Here is a 14438-nt window from a genome sequence, read left to right as displayed (position 1 = left end):
TGGCGATCACGGCTGCTTGACCGGCGCCAGCCGCTTCTTGATGCGGTCGAGTTCCGCCATCGTGCGATCGAGGTCGTCGGAGAGCTTGCGGATCTCCTCTTCGCGCGTACGCTGACGCGCGTCGGTCACCTGGCGGAGGGACGCGACCGCTGCGCGAGCCGAGTCGACGGTTTCGAGAAGACGGCGAAACACCATGGCTTCGGTGTAGTGTGGCGCGGTCGGCCCACTCGCGAGGTAGGCGTCAAACAACGCCATGCGTTCACGGGCCTGCGGCCCCACGTTGAGGGGGTCGGCCTTGAGCACCGCGCGCCAGAAGTCACTCTCCGTGCCTTCGCGCGTTCCCGAGTGTTTGAGTCCGTACTGCAGCAGCGCCTGGTCCGCGACATCGAACTTGCCGGCCTCTGCGGCGCGCAACGCGTCGGCAAGGGTGGTGGGCCACTCGGAAAGGGCGCTGTCCGCCAGCACGATCGTCACCGGTGGCGGCACGGTGCGCGGGACCGCGGGCGGTCGGTGGCACGCGACAACGAGCGGGAGCAGCAGGGCAATGTTGGCGGTGCGGGTCATGCAGAAGAGGCTTCGGCCGTGCGGGGGTTGACGACCCGCGCCGCGAGCGCGCGCAGCGGCAGCAGGATCGTGAAGGCGGTGCCGGAACCTACGGAACTCTGGACCGAGATCGAGCCGCCGTGGGCGCCGACGATGCCCTTGGCGATGGCGAGGCCGAGGCCCGTTCCCTTGAGTCCCGTCGTCTGGTTGTCGGCCGTATAGAACTTCTCGAACACGTAGGGCAGTTGGGCCGCCGGAATGCCCGCGCCGGTGTCCGATACCGTCATCTGGACCTGGTCGCCCTCGCGTCGCACGCGGAGCCGCACCAATCCGCCCTTCGTCGTGAACTTGAACGCGTTTGACAACAGGTTACCCAGCACCTCGTTCATCTGTTCCGGATCCCACACCACCTCCGCCGGAAGCTCGTTCTCTCGCGCGACCTCGAAAGAGACATCGCGCTGGATGGCGAGCACGCGGAAGGTGCGCTCGAGGTCGCCGAGGAATGCCGGGAGCGCGATCGTGCGTGGGTCGATGCGGCCCCCCCCGGCCTCGAATCGCGACACGTCCAGCAATCCGCGCACGAGTCGCGACAGCGCCTTTCCCTGCGCGGCCAACGTGTCGACGACTTCGTTCTGTCGGTCGGTGAGTGGGCCATACACGTGCTCCTTCAGCAGCTGCAGGTAGCCCGTGATGACGTTGATGGGAGTCTTGAGTTCGTGCGACGCCACGGACACGAACTCGGCCTTCAGCCGATCGAGTTCCCGCAGCTGCATCGCCATGGAGTTGTACGACGCCGCCAGTCGACCGAACTCGTCGCGCCGACCGGCGTCGATACCGAGCGGGTGGCCAAAGTCGCCCTCAGAGACGGCGCGCATGCCCGCGTCGAGCTCGTCGATCGGACCAGACACCGACTGCGTGAGCCACAGGCCGATGAGTACGGCGAGCACCGCCGCTCCAGCGAGCAGGAAGAGTGCCGATCGTCGCGCCGTCTCGGATTCCACCGCGACCGCCGACACCCGATCGCGCGTTTCCTCCTGAATCGATTGTTCGGTCACGGTGAGGATGCGCTCGACGTCGCCGATCGCACTCAGCAGTGGTCGATCAATGATCGAGTCCGCCATCGCTGCCCGCCCGGCCGAAGCCAGGCGCAGCGCCGTTTCTGCCTCGTCCTGCACGGCGCGCATGGAGTTTCGCATGCGTGGCACGGTGACCATGTTCGTCATGCCGCCGAGCGAATCCACGTAGAGCCGCAGGGTGTCGAGCTTGGCCTGGAACTGCGCGGCCGTCTGTGGGGATGGGAACAGCGAGAGGTACATCCGCGTCTGGTCGATGTCCTGCAGCGCGGTCCTTGCCCGGCCGACGATCACCGCGGCGCGGAACTCGACATCGCGAAGGCGCTCGGCGTCGCGACGAAACTCATCCATCGCGCGGAGCGACAGGATGAGCGGTGCGAGCATGACCACGACCATCGCGAGAATGCCGAGGGCCAGGCGTGTACGAAGCGTCATCGATCTCCCGGGAATCGCGGGGCCGCGGGCTCGGTTGCCGCGGTTCCGCGCCATTCATACCTTTCGCGTCCCCCGCACCCAATTCCACCCAAGGCCTTACGTGTCAAAAACCTACGCTACGGTAGCGACCCTGCCAAAGGTGGTCTCGCAGTCCGTCACCGTCCGCGGCTGGGTCGCGCACCTGCGGTCATCGGGCAAGGTGGCCTTTCTCGTGCTCCGTGATGGCACGGGACAGCTGCAGTGCGTGCTCGTGAAGAGCCAGCTCTCGCCGGAGGACTGGGCGCTGTTCGGCACTCTGACGCAGGAGACGAGCGTTGCGGTCACGGGTGAGGTTCGTGCCGAGCCGCGGGCGCCCGGCGGCTACGAAATGGGCGTCACGCGACTCGAAGTCATCGGAAGCAGCCCGCTCGACTATCCCATTCAGCCCAAGGAACACGGCGTCGACTTTCTGCTCGACCATCGGCACCTGTGGCTGAGGTCGCCCCGTCAGGTTGCCCTGATGCGCGTCCGGCACGAGATCGAGCAGGCGATACACGACTTTTACTACGAACGCGGATTCATCCACGTCGACACGCCGATCCTGACCGCAGCGATCGGCGAACGCTCAGGACTGTTTTCCACGGAGTACTTCGAGGAGGGTAATGCCTACCTGGCACAGACCGGCCAGCTCTATGGCGAAGCTGCCGCGGCGGCGCTGGGCTGCATCTATACGTTTGGCCCGACCTTTCGGGCCGAGAAGTCCAAGACCCGGCGGCACCTGACCGAGTTCTGGATGATCGAGCCGGAGATGGCGTGGTACGACACGCACGCCAACATGCAGCTGCAGGAGGACATGCTCGTCTACCTCGTGGGTCGCGTCCTCGAGCGGCGGCAGGCCGAGCTTCGGGAACTCGAGCGCGACCTGGCACCGCTGCAGAAGGTGCGGGGGCCGTTCCCGCGCATCCAATACACGGACGCCGTGGCCATCCTGCAGGGCAAGGGCAGCACCATCACGTGGGGCGACGACCTCGGTGCCGAGGACGAGTCGCTGCTCGTCGCCGACTACGAGACACCGGTCTTTGTGTGCAACTATCCAAAGCAGGCGAAGGCGTTCTACATGAAGGAGAACCCCGATGACCCGCGGACCGTGCTCTGTGACGACTGCCTTGCCCCGGAAGGGTACGGCGAGATCATCGGCGGATCCCAGCGCGAGGATGACCACGACAAACTGCTCGCCCGCATCCACGAGGAAGGCCTTCCGGTCGACGCGTACGGCTGGTACCTCGATCTCCGGAAGTACGGCACGTTCGTGCATTCCGGGTTTGGGCTTGGGCTCGAGCGCACGGTGGCGTGGATCACCGGGACGCCCCACATCCGCGAGTGCATTGCGTTCCCGCGCATGATGCACCGCCTCCGACCCTGATACCGATGTCGATCGAGGTCCGATTCATCGAGCGCGCCCGCTACTACCTGGGGGTCGAGTATCCCGCCAAGGTGCGCGCGGCCATCAAGGCCATGCCCGAAGAAGCCATCTGGTGGCGTCCCCATGACGAGGCCAACAGCGTCGGCAACCTGGTCATGCATCTCACGGGCAACGTGCGCCAGTGGATCGTCTCGGGCATTGGCGGCGCCCCCGATGCCAGACGTCGAGAGCTGGAGTTCGCGACGCGTGGAGGGATCACGGCCGACGCGCTCATCGACCTGCTGGAGCGTACGCTGAGCGAGGTCGATGCGACTCTGGCGAAGGTCACGCCCGAACAGCTGATGGAGCGGCGCTCCATTCAGGGACGCGAGACCACGGTCTTCGCGGCGATCTTTCACGTGGTGGAACACTTCTCCACGCACGTCGGCCAGATCGTGTGGATCGGAAAGATGTGCAGTGCCCCCGGGGCCATCCGTTTCTACGACGACGCCAACAACGCGGCGCCGCTGTTCCTCGGAGACGGGCGCGGCGACGTGGACTGAGCGTCCTCAGCCGCGCTCGATCAGCTTCACCTCGTCCCAGAGTCCATCGAGCACGGCAAGGCCAGCGGTCTTCACGTCAATCCCACGGGCCTCGGCAAGTCGCTCGATCGCGGTGAACCGGCGGGCGAACTTGGCGTTGGCTCGATCCAGGGCAATGCTCGCGTGGACTCCCGCCTTTCGACACAGGTTCACCACGGCAAACAGCAGGTCGCCGAGTTCCCCCTCCAGGGCCGCGTGCCGCTCGTCCGCTGCGGGAGCGGCATGGCCGTCGCCACGAGGCCGCGCGTCGCCGAGATGCTCGCGTACTTCGGCCAGCTCTTCGGCGACCTTCTCAGTAGGGCCCTCGATATCGTCCCAGTCGAACCCGACGCCCGCGGCGCGATCCTGCAGACGATGGGCGCGGTGCAACGACGGCAGTCCCGATGCCAGTCCGTGTTCGATCGACGGCCGGCTGTGGGCTTTGAGCTGCTCCCAGCCCACGCGAACCCCATCGCCGTACAGGTGAGGATGTCGGCGGTGCATCTTGTCGATCAGACCGCCGGCCACGTCGCCGATGTCAAAGGCGCCACGCTCCTCGGCGACCACGGAATGGAAGAGCACCTGAAGGAGCACATCGCCCAACTCCTCGCGGATGTGCGCATCGCTCTCATCCCGGATGGCGTCGTCGAGCTCATGCGCCTCCTCGACGAGATATGGGCGCAGGCTTGCGTGGGTCTGGGCCGCATCCCACTCGCAGCGGGCTCGGAGATCCCTCATCAAGGAGAGCGTATCTTCAAGCGTGGCCTTGGGTTGCATTGATCACCTCCGGTCGGATATACTACCGCCCCCTTCTTCGGACGGTCAATGGATTCGCATGCACAGCGGTGCTGGGTCGAGGTCGATCTCGCCGCCCTCGTCCGAAACGCCAGTGCGATGCGCCAACGCTCCGGCAAGCCCCTGCTGCCGATGGTCAAGGGCGACGCCTACGGATTGGGAGCGGTCGAGGTGTGTCGGGCGCTCGAAGGCCTGGACCCCTGGGGCCATGGTGTCGGCACGCTCGACGAGGCCCGCGAGCTTCGATGCGCTGGCATTCGTCGGCGCGTGCTGGTCTTCACGCCACTCCTGCCTGCGGAGTATCGAGAGGCGCGAGAGCTGGGCGTCACGCCAACCCTCGGCTCCGCGGAATCCCTCACGGCGTGGATCGCGGCCGGTGGCGGCCCGTGGCACCTGGCGATTGACACCGGAATGCACCGCTCCGGCATCGAGTGGTGGCGGATCGGCGAGCTCTCCGCGCTGCTCGCATCGAGTCCGCCCGAAGGTGCATTCACGCATTTCCACTCGCCGGATGTGGAGCGTTTGCTGCAGGAGCAGCTGGCGCGGTTTCGTGACGCCATCCGGGCGATGCCAAGTCGCCCGAGCGTGGTGCACTGCGAGAACGGGCCGGCCGTCGAGCGGCACGCCCCGTCGCCATGGGACATGGTTCGCCCGGGGGTGTTCCTCTACGGCGTGGGCGGAGGGCCCGGGTCGAAGATGGTACCGGAACCCGTCGCGCATCTGCGGGCGCGCGTGGTGGCGCTCCACACCGTGCGCCGGGGGGAAACGGTGTCGTACGGCGCGACCTGGACAGCCCCGAGTGACCGGCGCGTTGCGACGCTGGCGATCGGGTATGCCGATGGGTACCGGCGACTCTTCTCTTCACGGGGAGAGGCAATCGTTGCCGGCGCGCGGGCGCCCGTCGTGGGCCGCGTCACGATGGACATGACGATGATCGACGTGACGGACGTGCCGTGCGCGGTTGGGGATGTGGCAACCCTGCTTGGGCGCGACGGTGACGATCATCTGGATATCAACCGGATCTGCGACGCCGTGGACTTGCTGCCGTACGAGATGCTCGTGGGACTCAAGCTACGGGCGCGACGCGTGTACCTGCCGTCACCGGGAACTGCGGTTTGACGGTGAGACGGGCTGCGCTCGTGGTGCTCGACGGGGTCGGTATCGGCGCGGCGCATGATGCCGACCGCTACGGCGACGCCGACAGCAATACGCTTGGTCACGTCGCGGAACACACGCCGGACTTCTCGCTCCCGACGCTGGAGGCGCTTGGGATAGGATCGTTGCTCTCGTTGCCCGGGGTGGACCCGATCGCAGGCACGGCAGCGCGTTGTGCCCTGGAGCCGGCTTCGGCGGGCAAGGACTCCACCACGGGCCACTGGGAATTGTGCGGCGTCCACCTCGACCGGCCGTTTCCCACCTGGCCCGCGGGATTTCCGGCCGAGGTCGTGCGGGAGTTCGAACGCCTAACGGGGCGTCGCGTGCTCGGCAACGTGGCGGCAAGTGGCACCGAGATTCTGGAGCGCCACGCCGACGAGCACGTGGCGACGGGTGCGTGGATCCTCTATACCTCGGCCGACTCGGTGTTTCAGCTCGCCGCGCACGAGGACGTCGTGCCGCTCGATGAACTCTATGCGGCATGCACCGCCGCGCGGCGGATGCTGGTCCCCCCGCACGACGCGTCGCGCGTCATCGCGCGGCCATTTCGGGGGACGCAGGGCGCGTGGGTGCGGACGGCCAACCGGCGTGATTTCTCCATCGCGCCCGCGGGCGAAACACTGCTCGATGCCCTCGCCGCAGCCGGGATTGCCCGCATCGGCGTCGGCAAGGTCGACGACCTGTTTGCCGGACGGTCCATCACATCGACCCATACGCGCAGCAACGCCGAGGGTATCCACCACATCCAGGCCTGGATGGCGGACGGGGCGAGTGGGTTCCTCTTCGCCAACCTTGTAGATTTCGACCAGCTCTACGGGCACCGAAACGACGTTCCGGGGTTCTACCGGGCGCTCCGCGAACTGGACGCGGGGCTCCCGGACCTGCTGGCTTTTCTCCGCGAGGACGACCTGCTCATTCTGACCGCCGATCACGGGAACGATCCGACCACGCCGTCCACGGACCACGCTCGCGAGCGCGTGCCGATGTTGATGGTGGGGCCGCGGGTCCGCCCGGTGCACCTCCCGGTGCGGAGGACGTTCTCCGACGTCGGAGCCACGATCGCCGAGTGGTTCGGACTTGGCTTTCGCGGGCGTGGGACCTCGTTTCTCGCCGACGTGCTGACGTGAAGCCCTCCGTGCCGCCGACGGGTCGGGTGGGTGCGCAGACGGCGTTCGACGTGCTGCAGCATGCGTACGCCCCGTACTCGCAGTTTCGCGTGGGCGCGACGCTCGTGGCGGACGACGGAACCGAGTATCACGGATGCAACGTCGAAAATGCGTCGTACCCGGCGGGAATCTGCGCGGAGCGGTCGGCGCTGAGTGCCGCGATCGCGGCGGGCCAGCGACGGTTCACGCAGTTGGTGGTGGCCACCGAAGCTACCGAGCCCACGCCACCGTGCGGGCTGTGTCGCCAGGCACTCGTCGAATTTGCCCCGCACCTCGAAGTGGTGAGCGTCACCGTCGATGGCCGCCGGGCCTCGTGGCGCCTGACCGAGTTGCTGCCGCACCCGTTCACTCCGGTGTCGCTCGCTCACCGATGAAGCTCGGTCGTGTGTCCGGGACCGTCGTGTCCACGCGCAAGGATCCTTCTCTCGAGTCGCTCAAGCTGCTCATCGTCGAGAACGTGACGACCGGGCTCGAGAAGGAGGGTGGGTATGTGGTCGCCGTGGACAGCGTGGGGGCCGGGGTCGGTGAAGTTGTCCTGTATGCCAGCGGAAGTTCAGCACGACTCACGAACGTTACCAGGGATCGGCCGGTAGATGCGGTCATCATGGCCATTGTCGATAGTTTCGATGTGGAAGGACGTGTTACACGCCTTGCGTAGCCCCCGCCTCGCCTTGCTGGGGCTCGCGCTGCTCGGCATGACCGCGTGCCGCGAGGATCTCGACGGCGGCGCGGCCTGTCCGGTGCTCTGCCCGGGGCAGAACGTCGTCGTCACCGACACGGTGATCGACGCCGTGGTCTTCGACACGGTCGTGACGGGAATCCCGTCGCTCGGCGCCGAGGGGGCGCTGCTGCTCGCTGCACGCGGGGACACGATCGATACGCGCGTCGTGCTGCGCTTCGACTCCCTCACCACGCGGATCACGCGCAACGGGGGCGACTCGGCCATCACCGCCATCGATAGCGCCTACCTGCTGCTGCGGGTGAACCCGACGCGGACGCGGGTGAGCGCGCCGGTGCGCATCGACCTGTATGATGTCGATACGACGGCCGCAGACACGGCCACCGCCGCGGTGTTGGCGCGCTTCCGGCCGGACCTGCTGCTTGGCGGAACGACGCTCGACACCAACCAGGTGCGGGATTCCGCCCGGGTGTACTTCGACAACGCCAGGCTGTTACAGCGCATCAAAGGTCCGGGCCGGCTGCGCGTGGGCTTGCGCATCACCAGCACCAGGTCCGCGCAGCTGAGCCTGGGCTCGTTCGATGGTGGCGCGCCGACGATCCTCAAGTACGACCCGGTGCCTGCGGACACCAGCATCGACGAGATTGCGGTCGTGTTGCGCTCGAACTCTCCGCTCAACAACGTCGAGCTGCAGACCGACCTGCTGGACTACACAGTCGTTGCAGCGGCGCCCGCGTTGCCTCCGGCCAACGTGCTCTCGATTGGCGGGCTGCCATCGCGGCGTGCCTTTCTGCGATTCAACGTTCCGGCGAGAATTCTCGACTCGGCTACCGTGCTCCGGGCCACGCTGCTCCTGACCCAGGTAGCGATTCCCGTGTTCGCGAGCACCGACAGTACGTTGCTGCTCCCGCAGCTCGTCCTCGCTGGAGAAGAGGTCGCGGACGTTGGGCGGGCGTCGGTGCTGCTCTCGACCTTCCCGGTGGACACGCTCCGGCTGGCGTCGCGCGACAGCGGGCTGCGTCAGATCGAGATGGCGGCCGCGTTGCGCCAGTGGACCTCGGGGAACAATCCGTTTCGCCAGCAGCGGGCGATCGTGATTCGATCGAGCGACGAGGGCATGGCGGCGCATGAGGTGCGGTTCCACTCGGTGCGAGCCGACGCGGCCCTGCGTCCGCGCCTGCGCGTGAGCTATTCACTGCGCACTACCTTCGGCATTCCATGATTCGTCTGCTCGCGTCCCTCGCGGTGGCCGCCGTCGCCGGCGCCGCCATGACCGATCCGGTCGCGGCCCAGGGAACCCTGGGCGGGCAGGGGTTCGGATATCCGTTAGGCGGACTGAGCACCCGATCGCTCGCGACCGGCGGAGCTTCCGGGGAGTTCGACGACCACGCCGCTCGGAATCCCGCGGCGATCATCCTCGGCTCGCGCCGCGGGGTGTTCTTCCAGTACGATCCGGAGTTCCGCGAATTGGAGCAGGGGGCACAGCGGGACCGGACCGTGACCCCACGGTTCGCCGCCATCGGCATTCTGTTTCCGGTGAAAAGCCGGTTCGCGCTGGGAATCACTTCACACTCGTTGCTCGATCGCACGTGGGCGACCGTGATCCGTTCGGGGCAGCGGCTTGGCCCGGACAGCGTCCTGTTCACCGAGAGCAATCGATCATCGGGCGGGCTCAACGAGACGCGCCTGTCGCTGGCCTTTGCGCCGTTCAACGGACGCGTCGCGATGGGAGCCGGGCTCCACCTGATCACCGGGGAGAACCGCCTCACGCTGCGGCGCCAGTTTGATGACAGCCTCCGCTACGGGACGCTGCTGCGCAACCTCACGCTGGCCTACAGCGGCGTTGCAGCCTCGGCCGGCGTGGTGGTCGCGCCGGTCACGTGGTTCTCCGCGGCCGCGTCGGTGCGTCAGGGAGGCGACCTGCGATTGCGCGTGGCCGACACGCTGCGGTCCTCGGCCAGCGTTCCGAACAGGTTGGGTGTGGCCGTTCGCTTTGATGCGATTCCCGGGGTTTCCCTGATGGGCTCCGCGGACCGCACGGAATGGTCGGGGATCAACGGCCTCGGGAGCGAGCAGGCGGACGGGAACGACGTGTGGGAGTACGCGGTCGGCGCAGACTTCGCGTCGCAGCGCTCGCGGCGCGCGCTCGGTTGGACCTACAGCGTGGGATATCGTGTGCGCGACTTGCCGTTCGCGGTGTCCGGCGCGATCGTGCGCGAGCGGATCGTTTCCGGCGGCACCTCCACGCCGATCGCCGGTGGGAGAGCCACGATGGACCTCGCGCTCCAGCGCGCCACGCGCGAGGCCGCCGGGTCACTCTCCGAGCGCGCCTGGATGCTCAGTGTTGGTCTCACCATCCGTCCATGACGTTCCAATGACCGCGCGCCTCGGAGAGGCGCCGGTCATCCTGATCGCCGACGACTCTCAGGCCAACTGCGAGCTACTCGCCGAGCAGTTGCACTCGCTCGGGTTCCGGACGATCATGGCCCACGACGCGCGCGCCGCCCTCGCGGCGGTCTGGGAGCACCGTCCGGACCTGGTGATCCTCGACGTGCAGATGCCTGCCGGCGACCTCGAGGTGGCCGATCGCAGCGCGGGCTACGAGGTGTGTCGTCGCATCAAGGCGGATCCTGCCTCGGCGCGGATTCCGATCGTGTTCGTCACGGCGCTGACCGAGAGCACCGACCGACTCCTCGCCATCGAGGCGGGTGGCGACGACTTCCTCGTGAAGCCGCACAATCGCCTCGTGCTCGGCGCCCGGGTCCGGTCGCTGCTCCGACTCAAGACCGCGACCGACGCGCTGGAGGAGTCGTTCAAGCGATTGCGAGAGCTCGAGCGCGTGCGCGACGATCTCATGAAGATGATCGTGCACGACCTCAAGACGCCGCTGACCAGCATTCTCGCCACACTCGAATTGCTGGGCGACGGCGATCTGGGGCCGCTCGAGACCATGCAGCGCTCCGCGGTGCAGGACGCGATGGGCAAGTCCGACGAGTTGCTCAACCTCATCGACGACCTCCTCGAGGTGCGTCGGATCGAGGAGACGTCGATCGCGCTCACGCTCGAGGAGATCGACACCGTGCGGCTCGTCGACGAGCTGATTCGCGAGTCCGCGTCGCGGTTCGAGCAGGAGCGGACCACCGTGCATCGGCGGCTCGATGAGGCGGTGCCGCCCATTCGCGGCGATCGCGCGCTCCTGCGACGCGTACTGGGCAACCTCATCCAGAACGCGCTCATACACTCGGCGCGCCCGATCGACCTGTGGCTCGCGATCCAACTCGACGAAGCAGGCGTCCGGATTTCGGTGCGCGACAATGGCCCGGGGATCGCGCCTGAGTTTCATGAGTCGATCTTCCGCAAGTTTCAGAAGGGTGCCGCGCGCCGCGAATCACGGCCGCGCACATCCGGGCTTGGGCTCACGTTCTGTCGGCTGGTGGTCGAGGCACATGGTGGCCGCATCTGGGTCGAGAGCGCGGTGGGCGAAGGGAGCACCTTCCACGTGCTGCTGCCGGTCGATCCGCCGTCGCAGACGATGCGACTGGGCGCTTCGCCGTGAAGGTCTACATCGAGACCTACGGGTGCCGGGCCAATCACTACGACTCCGAGACCGTCAGGGCGATGGTGGTTCGGGGCGGAGGGACCGTCGTGGCGTCGAGTGACGACGCCGATGTCGCCGTGTTCAACAGCTGCACGGTGACCGCGGAGGCGGAGCGGGACCTGCGGAAGGGCATTCGTCGCGCGCAACGGACGGGACGGCCGCTGCAAACGCTCGTGATGGGATGCATGTCGTCAGGCGCCGACGCCGGACTGGCGCGCCTCGGCGTCGACCACCTCATGCCCGGCGCAGACTTCCCCCGGATCGCCGAGGCGCTTGCGCTGCCGGCGTCATCGCTGGGGACGGCGAGCACACAACAGGGCGCGCGCGCGCTCCTCCGTATCCAGGACGGCTGTGACGCCCATTGCACGTTCTGTGCGACCACGCTTGCGCGAGGGGCCAACCGGTCCCGACCCGCCGCGGATCTGGTCACCGAGGCGACGGAGCTCGCGCTTCACCATCCGGAGATCGTGCTCACCGGCGTGCACATCGGCACCTGGGGCCATGACCTCGGCGCGTCGTTAGGCGACCTGGTCGCGCAACTCGTCGCCGAGGTGCCTCGGGTCCGGTTCCGCCTGTCGTCGATCGAGGCGACGGAAGTCGACGCGACCCTCGCCGAACTCCTGCAGAACCCCGATCGCGTGGCGCCTCACCTGCACGCCCCGCTGCAGTCCGGGTCCGACGCCATCCTGCGCCGCATGGGACGCCACTGGTACTCGGCGGACACCTATGCCCGGGCCATCACGCGCATCGTGGCCGGCCGCGGGACGTTTGGTCTGGGCGCCGACCTGATCGCCGGGTTCCCGGGCGAGACCGAGGCCGATCACGCGGCCACGGTGGCGCTGGTGCGTGACCTGCCGTTCACCTACCTCCACGTGTTCCCGTGGTCTCCGCGGCCGGGAACGGCCGCCGAACGGCTGTCAGGGCGGGTTGACGTGGCGTGTGCGCAGGAAAGGGCGCTGGAACTCCGGGAGCTTGGCGCCGAACGCCGGGCGGCTTACAGCATCTCGCGCGATGGGACGGACGCCGACGTGGTGGCGGTGCGCGGCGACCGGCCCGAAGGACTCACGGGGGACTATCTTGCGGTTCGCCTCGAGGGAGCCCGGCTCCCGCGAGGATCGCGGGCCCGGATGCGGTTGCAGGCGACCGCGTCCGGCCTGGTGGCCTCTTCCCTCGTTCCCTCGGTCGCGTGAGCAGCCCCCGCCAGACGGTGTACGTCGAGACGTACGGGTGCCAGATGAACGTGAGTGACTCCGAGCTGATCCTCGGAACGCTCGCTGCCGACGGTTACGCCCCCGTCGAGACGCCTGACGAGGCCGACGTCATCCTGGTGAATACCTGCGCAATCCGCGATCACGCCGAGCAGCGGGTCATTGGCCGCCTCGGAGAACTCAAGCGCAACATGCGGCCCGGAGCGGTCGTCGGCGTCGCCGGGTGCATGGCGCAGCGCCTGGGGCCGCAGCTCCTGGCCCACGCGCGCCATGTGAGCCTCGTGGTCGGGCCGGACGGCTACCGCGCGCTGCCGCAGCTCGTGGCCCGCGCGCGTGAGGGCGAGCGCTCCGTGAAGACGGCGTTCGACCTCGAGGAGCACTACGCCGACGTGGTGCCGCGCCGCTCCGATCGCGTGAGGGCGTGGATCCCGGTGCAGCGGGGGTGCGACTACAAGTGCACGTACTGCATCGTGCCGTTCACGCGCGGCGCGGAGCGCAGCCGCGGCCTCGATGAGGTCGTCCGTGAGGTCACGCACGCGGTGGGCGACGGTCTCTCCGAGGTGACGCTGCTTGGGCAGACGGTGAACTCCTGGAGCGAGGGCAACCGCGGATTCGGTGACCTGCTGCGCGCGGTTGGTGCCGTCCCGGGTCTGCGCCGCCTCCGTTTCACGAGTCCGCACCCCAACGACTTCTCCGACGACGTCATTGCGGCCATGGCCGACGTCCCCGCGGTGTGCGAGCACGTACACCTGCCGCTGCAGTCCGGGTCGACGTCGGTGCTCAAGCGCATGCTGCGACGCTACACGCGTGAAGGCTACCTCGAGTGCGTTGATCGCCTGCGTGCACGCATCCCCGGGCTCTCCGTCACGACCGACATCATCGTCGGGTTTCCTGGCGAGACCGACGAGGACTTCGACGAGACCGTCTCGCTCGTCAGGCAGGTCGGCTTCGACGATGCGTTCACCTTCCGCTTCTCGCCTCGGGAGGGAACCCCTGCGACGCGCATGCCTGACGAGTGGCAGATCGGCGACGGCGTGGCCCAGGCGCGTCTCGACCGGCTCATCGAGGTGGTGCGCTCGGGCGCGCGCGAGCGCAACCTCCGACTCCTGGGTGCGCGACGCGAGGTGCTGGTGGAGAAACCGGCGCGCCGCGGCGAACTGCTGCAGGCCCGCTCCCGTGACTACAAGACCGTGCTGATCCAGGGCGACGAGTCGCTCATCGGCCGGTATGTCACGGTGGAGCTCACGGGCACCACCGGCTCGACCTTCACGGGGACCGTGATCCGGGAGCGCGCGGCCCTCCCCATGGCCGGCGAGGCATCGCAGCCACACGTCGCGTAGGGCGTTTCGGGCCGGTCCCGCACCGTGCGGTGGGTGGCCGCGTGCGGTGGCGATGTGCGGTGCGTCACCGTCCGCCGTGACCTGCTCATGAACGTTCCCTGCGTGTGCCCCGCGTCGTCCTTCACGTGTGTACGGCGCCGCCAGGAGGGCGGTGGGTACCGCCCATTGCCCGATCGGTGATGAAGAACGCCATCGAAGAGATCGCCGACGAAGTATTCCAGCAGCTGCGCGAACGCCATGCGGATTTTTGCTCATGTCCGCAATGCCGTGATGACGTGATCACGCGCGCGCTGAACCAACTTCGGCCCCGGTACATCAGCGGGTCACCGATCGGCTCCGCCGTGACCCGGGTCGCCCTGTCGCAGCGTCAGGCTCGCGCCGAGATGTCGGTGGTGATGCTCGAGGCCATGCAGGTCGTGCGCACCAACCCGCGCCACATCGCGGAAGGAGTTGGGCGCTCGGCGTAGGCGTTTTCGCCAGGCGG

Annotated in this window: 15 protein-coding genes; 12 read left to right on the top strand and 3 right to left on the bottom strand. The window is 67.8% G+C overall.

What is annotated here, in order from left to right:
• Window positions 1-6: 6 nt before the first annotated feature.
• Window positions 7-564, bottom strand: a complete 558-nt coding sequence (locus IT361_16200) for a hypothetical protein (protein MCC6319216.1) — start codon at window positions 562-564, stop codon at window positions 7-9.
• On the bottom strand, window positions 561-2051 hold the full coding sequence (locus IT361_16195) for a HAMP domain-containing histidine kinase (GenBank protein ID MCC6319215.1): 1491 nt from the start codon (window positions 2049-2051) through the stop codon (window positions 561-563). The genes IT361_16200 and IT361_16195 overlap by 4 nt, the downstream gene beginning before the upstream one ends.
• Here IT361_16195 and asnS point away from each other — a divergent pair.
• Window positions 2020-3453: an asparagine--tRNA ligase gene (asnS, locus tag IT361_16190; GenBank protein ID MCC6319214.1), complete on the top strand. Its 1434-nt coding sequence runs from the start codon at window positions 2020-2022 to the stop codon at window positions 3451-3453. The genes IT361_16195 and asnS overlap by 32 nt on opposite strands.
• Window positions 3454-3458: 5 nt before the next feature.
• Entirely contained in the window at window positions 3459-3995 is a 537-nt protein-coding gene (locus IT361_16185; protein ID MCC6319213.1) for a DUF1572 family protein, read from the top strand.
• 6 nt (window positions 3996-4001) lie between these two features.
• Here the strand turns inward: IT361_16185 and mazG are convergent, their stop codons facing one another.
• Window positions 4002-4790 carry a nucleoside triphosphate pyrophosphohydrolase gene (gene mazG / locus IT361_16180; GenBank protein MCC6319212.1) on the bottom strand — a complete coding sequence of 263 codons (789 nt, stop codon included), beginning with the start codon at window positions 4788-4790 and terminating at the stop codon, window positions 4002-4004.
• 48 nt (window positions 4791-4838) lie between these two features.
• Here mazG and alr point away from each other — a divergent pair, with 48 nt between their 5' ends.
• The 10 genes from alr to IT361_16130 all read left to right on the top strand — a co-directional run bounded on the left by alr (window position 4839) and on the right by IT361_16130 (window position 14421).
• The gene (gene alr, locus IT361_16175) at window positions 4839-5927 is read left to right on the top strand and encodes an alanine racemase (GenBank protein ID MCC6319211.1); all 1089 of its coding nucleotides are present in this window, start codon (window positions 4839-4841) and stop codon (window positions 5925-5927) included.
• 2 nt (window positions 5928-5929) lie between these two features.
• Complete coding sequence (locus IT361_16170; protein ID MCC6319210.1) at window positions 5930-7090, top strand: phosphopentomutase; 1161 nt, start codon at window positions 5930-5932, stop codon at window positions 7088-7090.
• A gap of 8 nt (window positions 7091-7098) precedes the next feature.
• Window positions 7099-7503: a cytidine deaminase gene (locus IT361_16165; protein MCC6319209.1), complete on the top strand. Its 405-nt coding sequence runs from the start codon at window positions 7099-7101 to the stop codon at window positions 7501-7503.
• Complete coding sequence (locus IT361_16160) at window positions 7500-7787, top strand: EutN/CcmL family microcompartment protein (GenBank protein MCC6319208.1); 288 nt, start codon at window positions 7500-7502, stop codon at window positions 7785-7787. The genes IT361_16165 and IT361_16160 overlap by 4 nt, the downstream gene beginning before the upstream one ends.
• Window positions 7780-9030, top strand: coding sequence for a hypothetical protein (locus IT361_16155; protein ID MCC6319207.1), 1251 nt, complete (start codon window positions 7780-7782; stop codon window positions 9028-9030). The genes IT361_16160 and IT361_16155 overlap by 8 nt, the downstream gene beginning before the upstream one ends.
• Entirely contained in the window at window positions 9027-10175 is a 1149-nt protein-coding gene (locus tag IT361_16150) for a hypothetical protein (protein ID MCC6319206.1), read from the top strand. The genes IT361_16155 and IT361_16150 overlap by 4 nt, the downstream gene beginning before the upstream one ends.
• Before the next feature lie 7 nt (window positions 10176-10182).
• A complete protein-coding gene (locus IT361_16145; GenBank protein ID MCC6319205.1) occupies window positions 10183-11364 on the top strand; it encodes a response regulator in 1182 nt (393 codons plus the stop codon).
• Window positions 11361-12596 (top strand): MiaB/RimO family radical SAM methylthiotransferase, encoded by a 1236-nt coding sequence (locus IT361_16140; protein ID MCC6319204.1) that lies wholly within the window; start codon window positions 11361-11363, stop codon window positions 12594-12596. Before IT361_16145 ends, IT361_16140 begins: the two co-directional genes overlap by 4 nt.
• The gene (miaB, locus tag IT361_16135) at window positions 12593-13954 is read left to right on the top strand and encodes a tRNA (N6-isopentenyl adenosine(37)-C2)-methylthiotransferase MiaB (protein ID MCC6319203.1); all 1362 of its coding nucleotides are present in this window, start codon (window positions 12593-12595) and stop codon (window positions 13952-13954) included. Before IT361_16140 ends, miaB begins: the two co-directional genes overlap by 4 nt.
• Before the next feature lie 179 nt (window positions 13955-14133).
• The gene (locus IT361_16130; GenBank protein MCC6319202.1) at window positions 14134-14421 is read left to right on the top strand and encodes a late competence development ComFB family protein; all 288 of its coding nucleotides are present in this window, start codon (window positions 14134-14136) and stop codon (window positions 14419-14421) included.
• Window positions 14422-14438: the final 17 nt, after the last annotated feature.

The sequence above is a fragment of the Gemmatimonadaceae bacterium genome (genome assembly GCA_020846935.1).
In the GTDB taxonomy this organism is placed as follows: Bacteria; Gemmatimonadota; Gemmatimonadetes; order Gemmatimonadales; family Gemmatimonadaceae; genus RBC101.
Note: the sequence above shows the minus strand (reverse complement) of the source record. Positions and strands in the feature narration are given on the sequence as shown.

Excerpts from the sequence above, each read along its gene's own strand:
- IT361_16200 (MCC6319216.1), bottom strand. The coding sequence starts at position 564 with ATGACCCGCACCGCCAACATTGCCCTGCTGCTCCCGCTCGTTGTCGCG.
- asnS (MCC6319214.1), top strand. The coding sequence starts at position 2,020 with ATGCCGAGGGCCAGGCGTGTACGAAGCGTCATCGATCTCCCGGGAATC.
- IT361_16195 (MCC6319215.1), bottom strand. The coding sequence starts at position 2,051 with ATGACGCTTCGTACACGCCTGGCCCTCGGCATTCTCGCGATGGTCGTG.
- IT361_16185 (MCC6319213.1), top strand. The coding sequence starts at position 3,459 with ATGTCGATCGAGGTCCGATTCATCGAGCGCGCCCGCTACTACCTGGGG.
- mazG (MCC6319212.1), bottom strand. The coding sequence starts at position 4,790 with ATGCAACCCAAGGCCACGCTTGAAGATACGCTCTCCTTGATGAGGGAT.
- alr (MCC6319211.1), top strand. The coding sequence starts at position 4,839 with ATGGATTCGCATGCACAGCGGTGCTGGGTCGAGGTCGATCTCGCCGCC.
- IT361_16160 (MCC6319208.1), top strand. The coding sequence starts at position 7,500 with ATGAAGCTCGGTCGTGTGTCCGGGACCGTCGTGTCCACGCGCAAGGAT.
- IT361_16150 (MCC6319206.1), top strand. The coding sequence starts at position 9,027 with ATGATTCGTCTGCTCGCGTCCCTCGCGGTGGCCGCCGTCGCCGGCGCC.
- IT361_16145 (MCC6319205.1), top strand. The coding sequence starts at position 10,183 with ATGACCGCGCGCCTCGGAGAGGCGCCGGTCATCCTGATCGCCGACGAC.
- IT361_16130 (MCC6319202.1), top strand. The coding sequence starts at position 14,134 with ATGAAGAACGCCATCGAAGAGATCGCCGACGAAGTATTCCAGCAGCTG.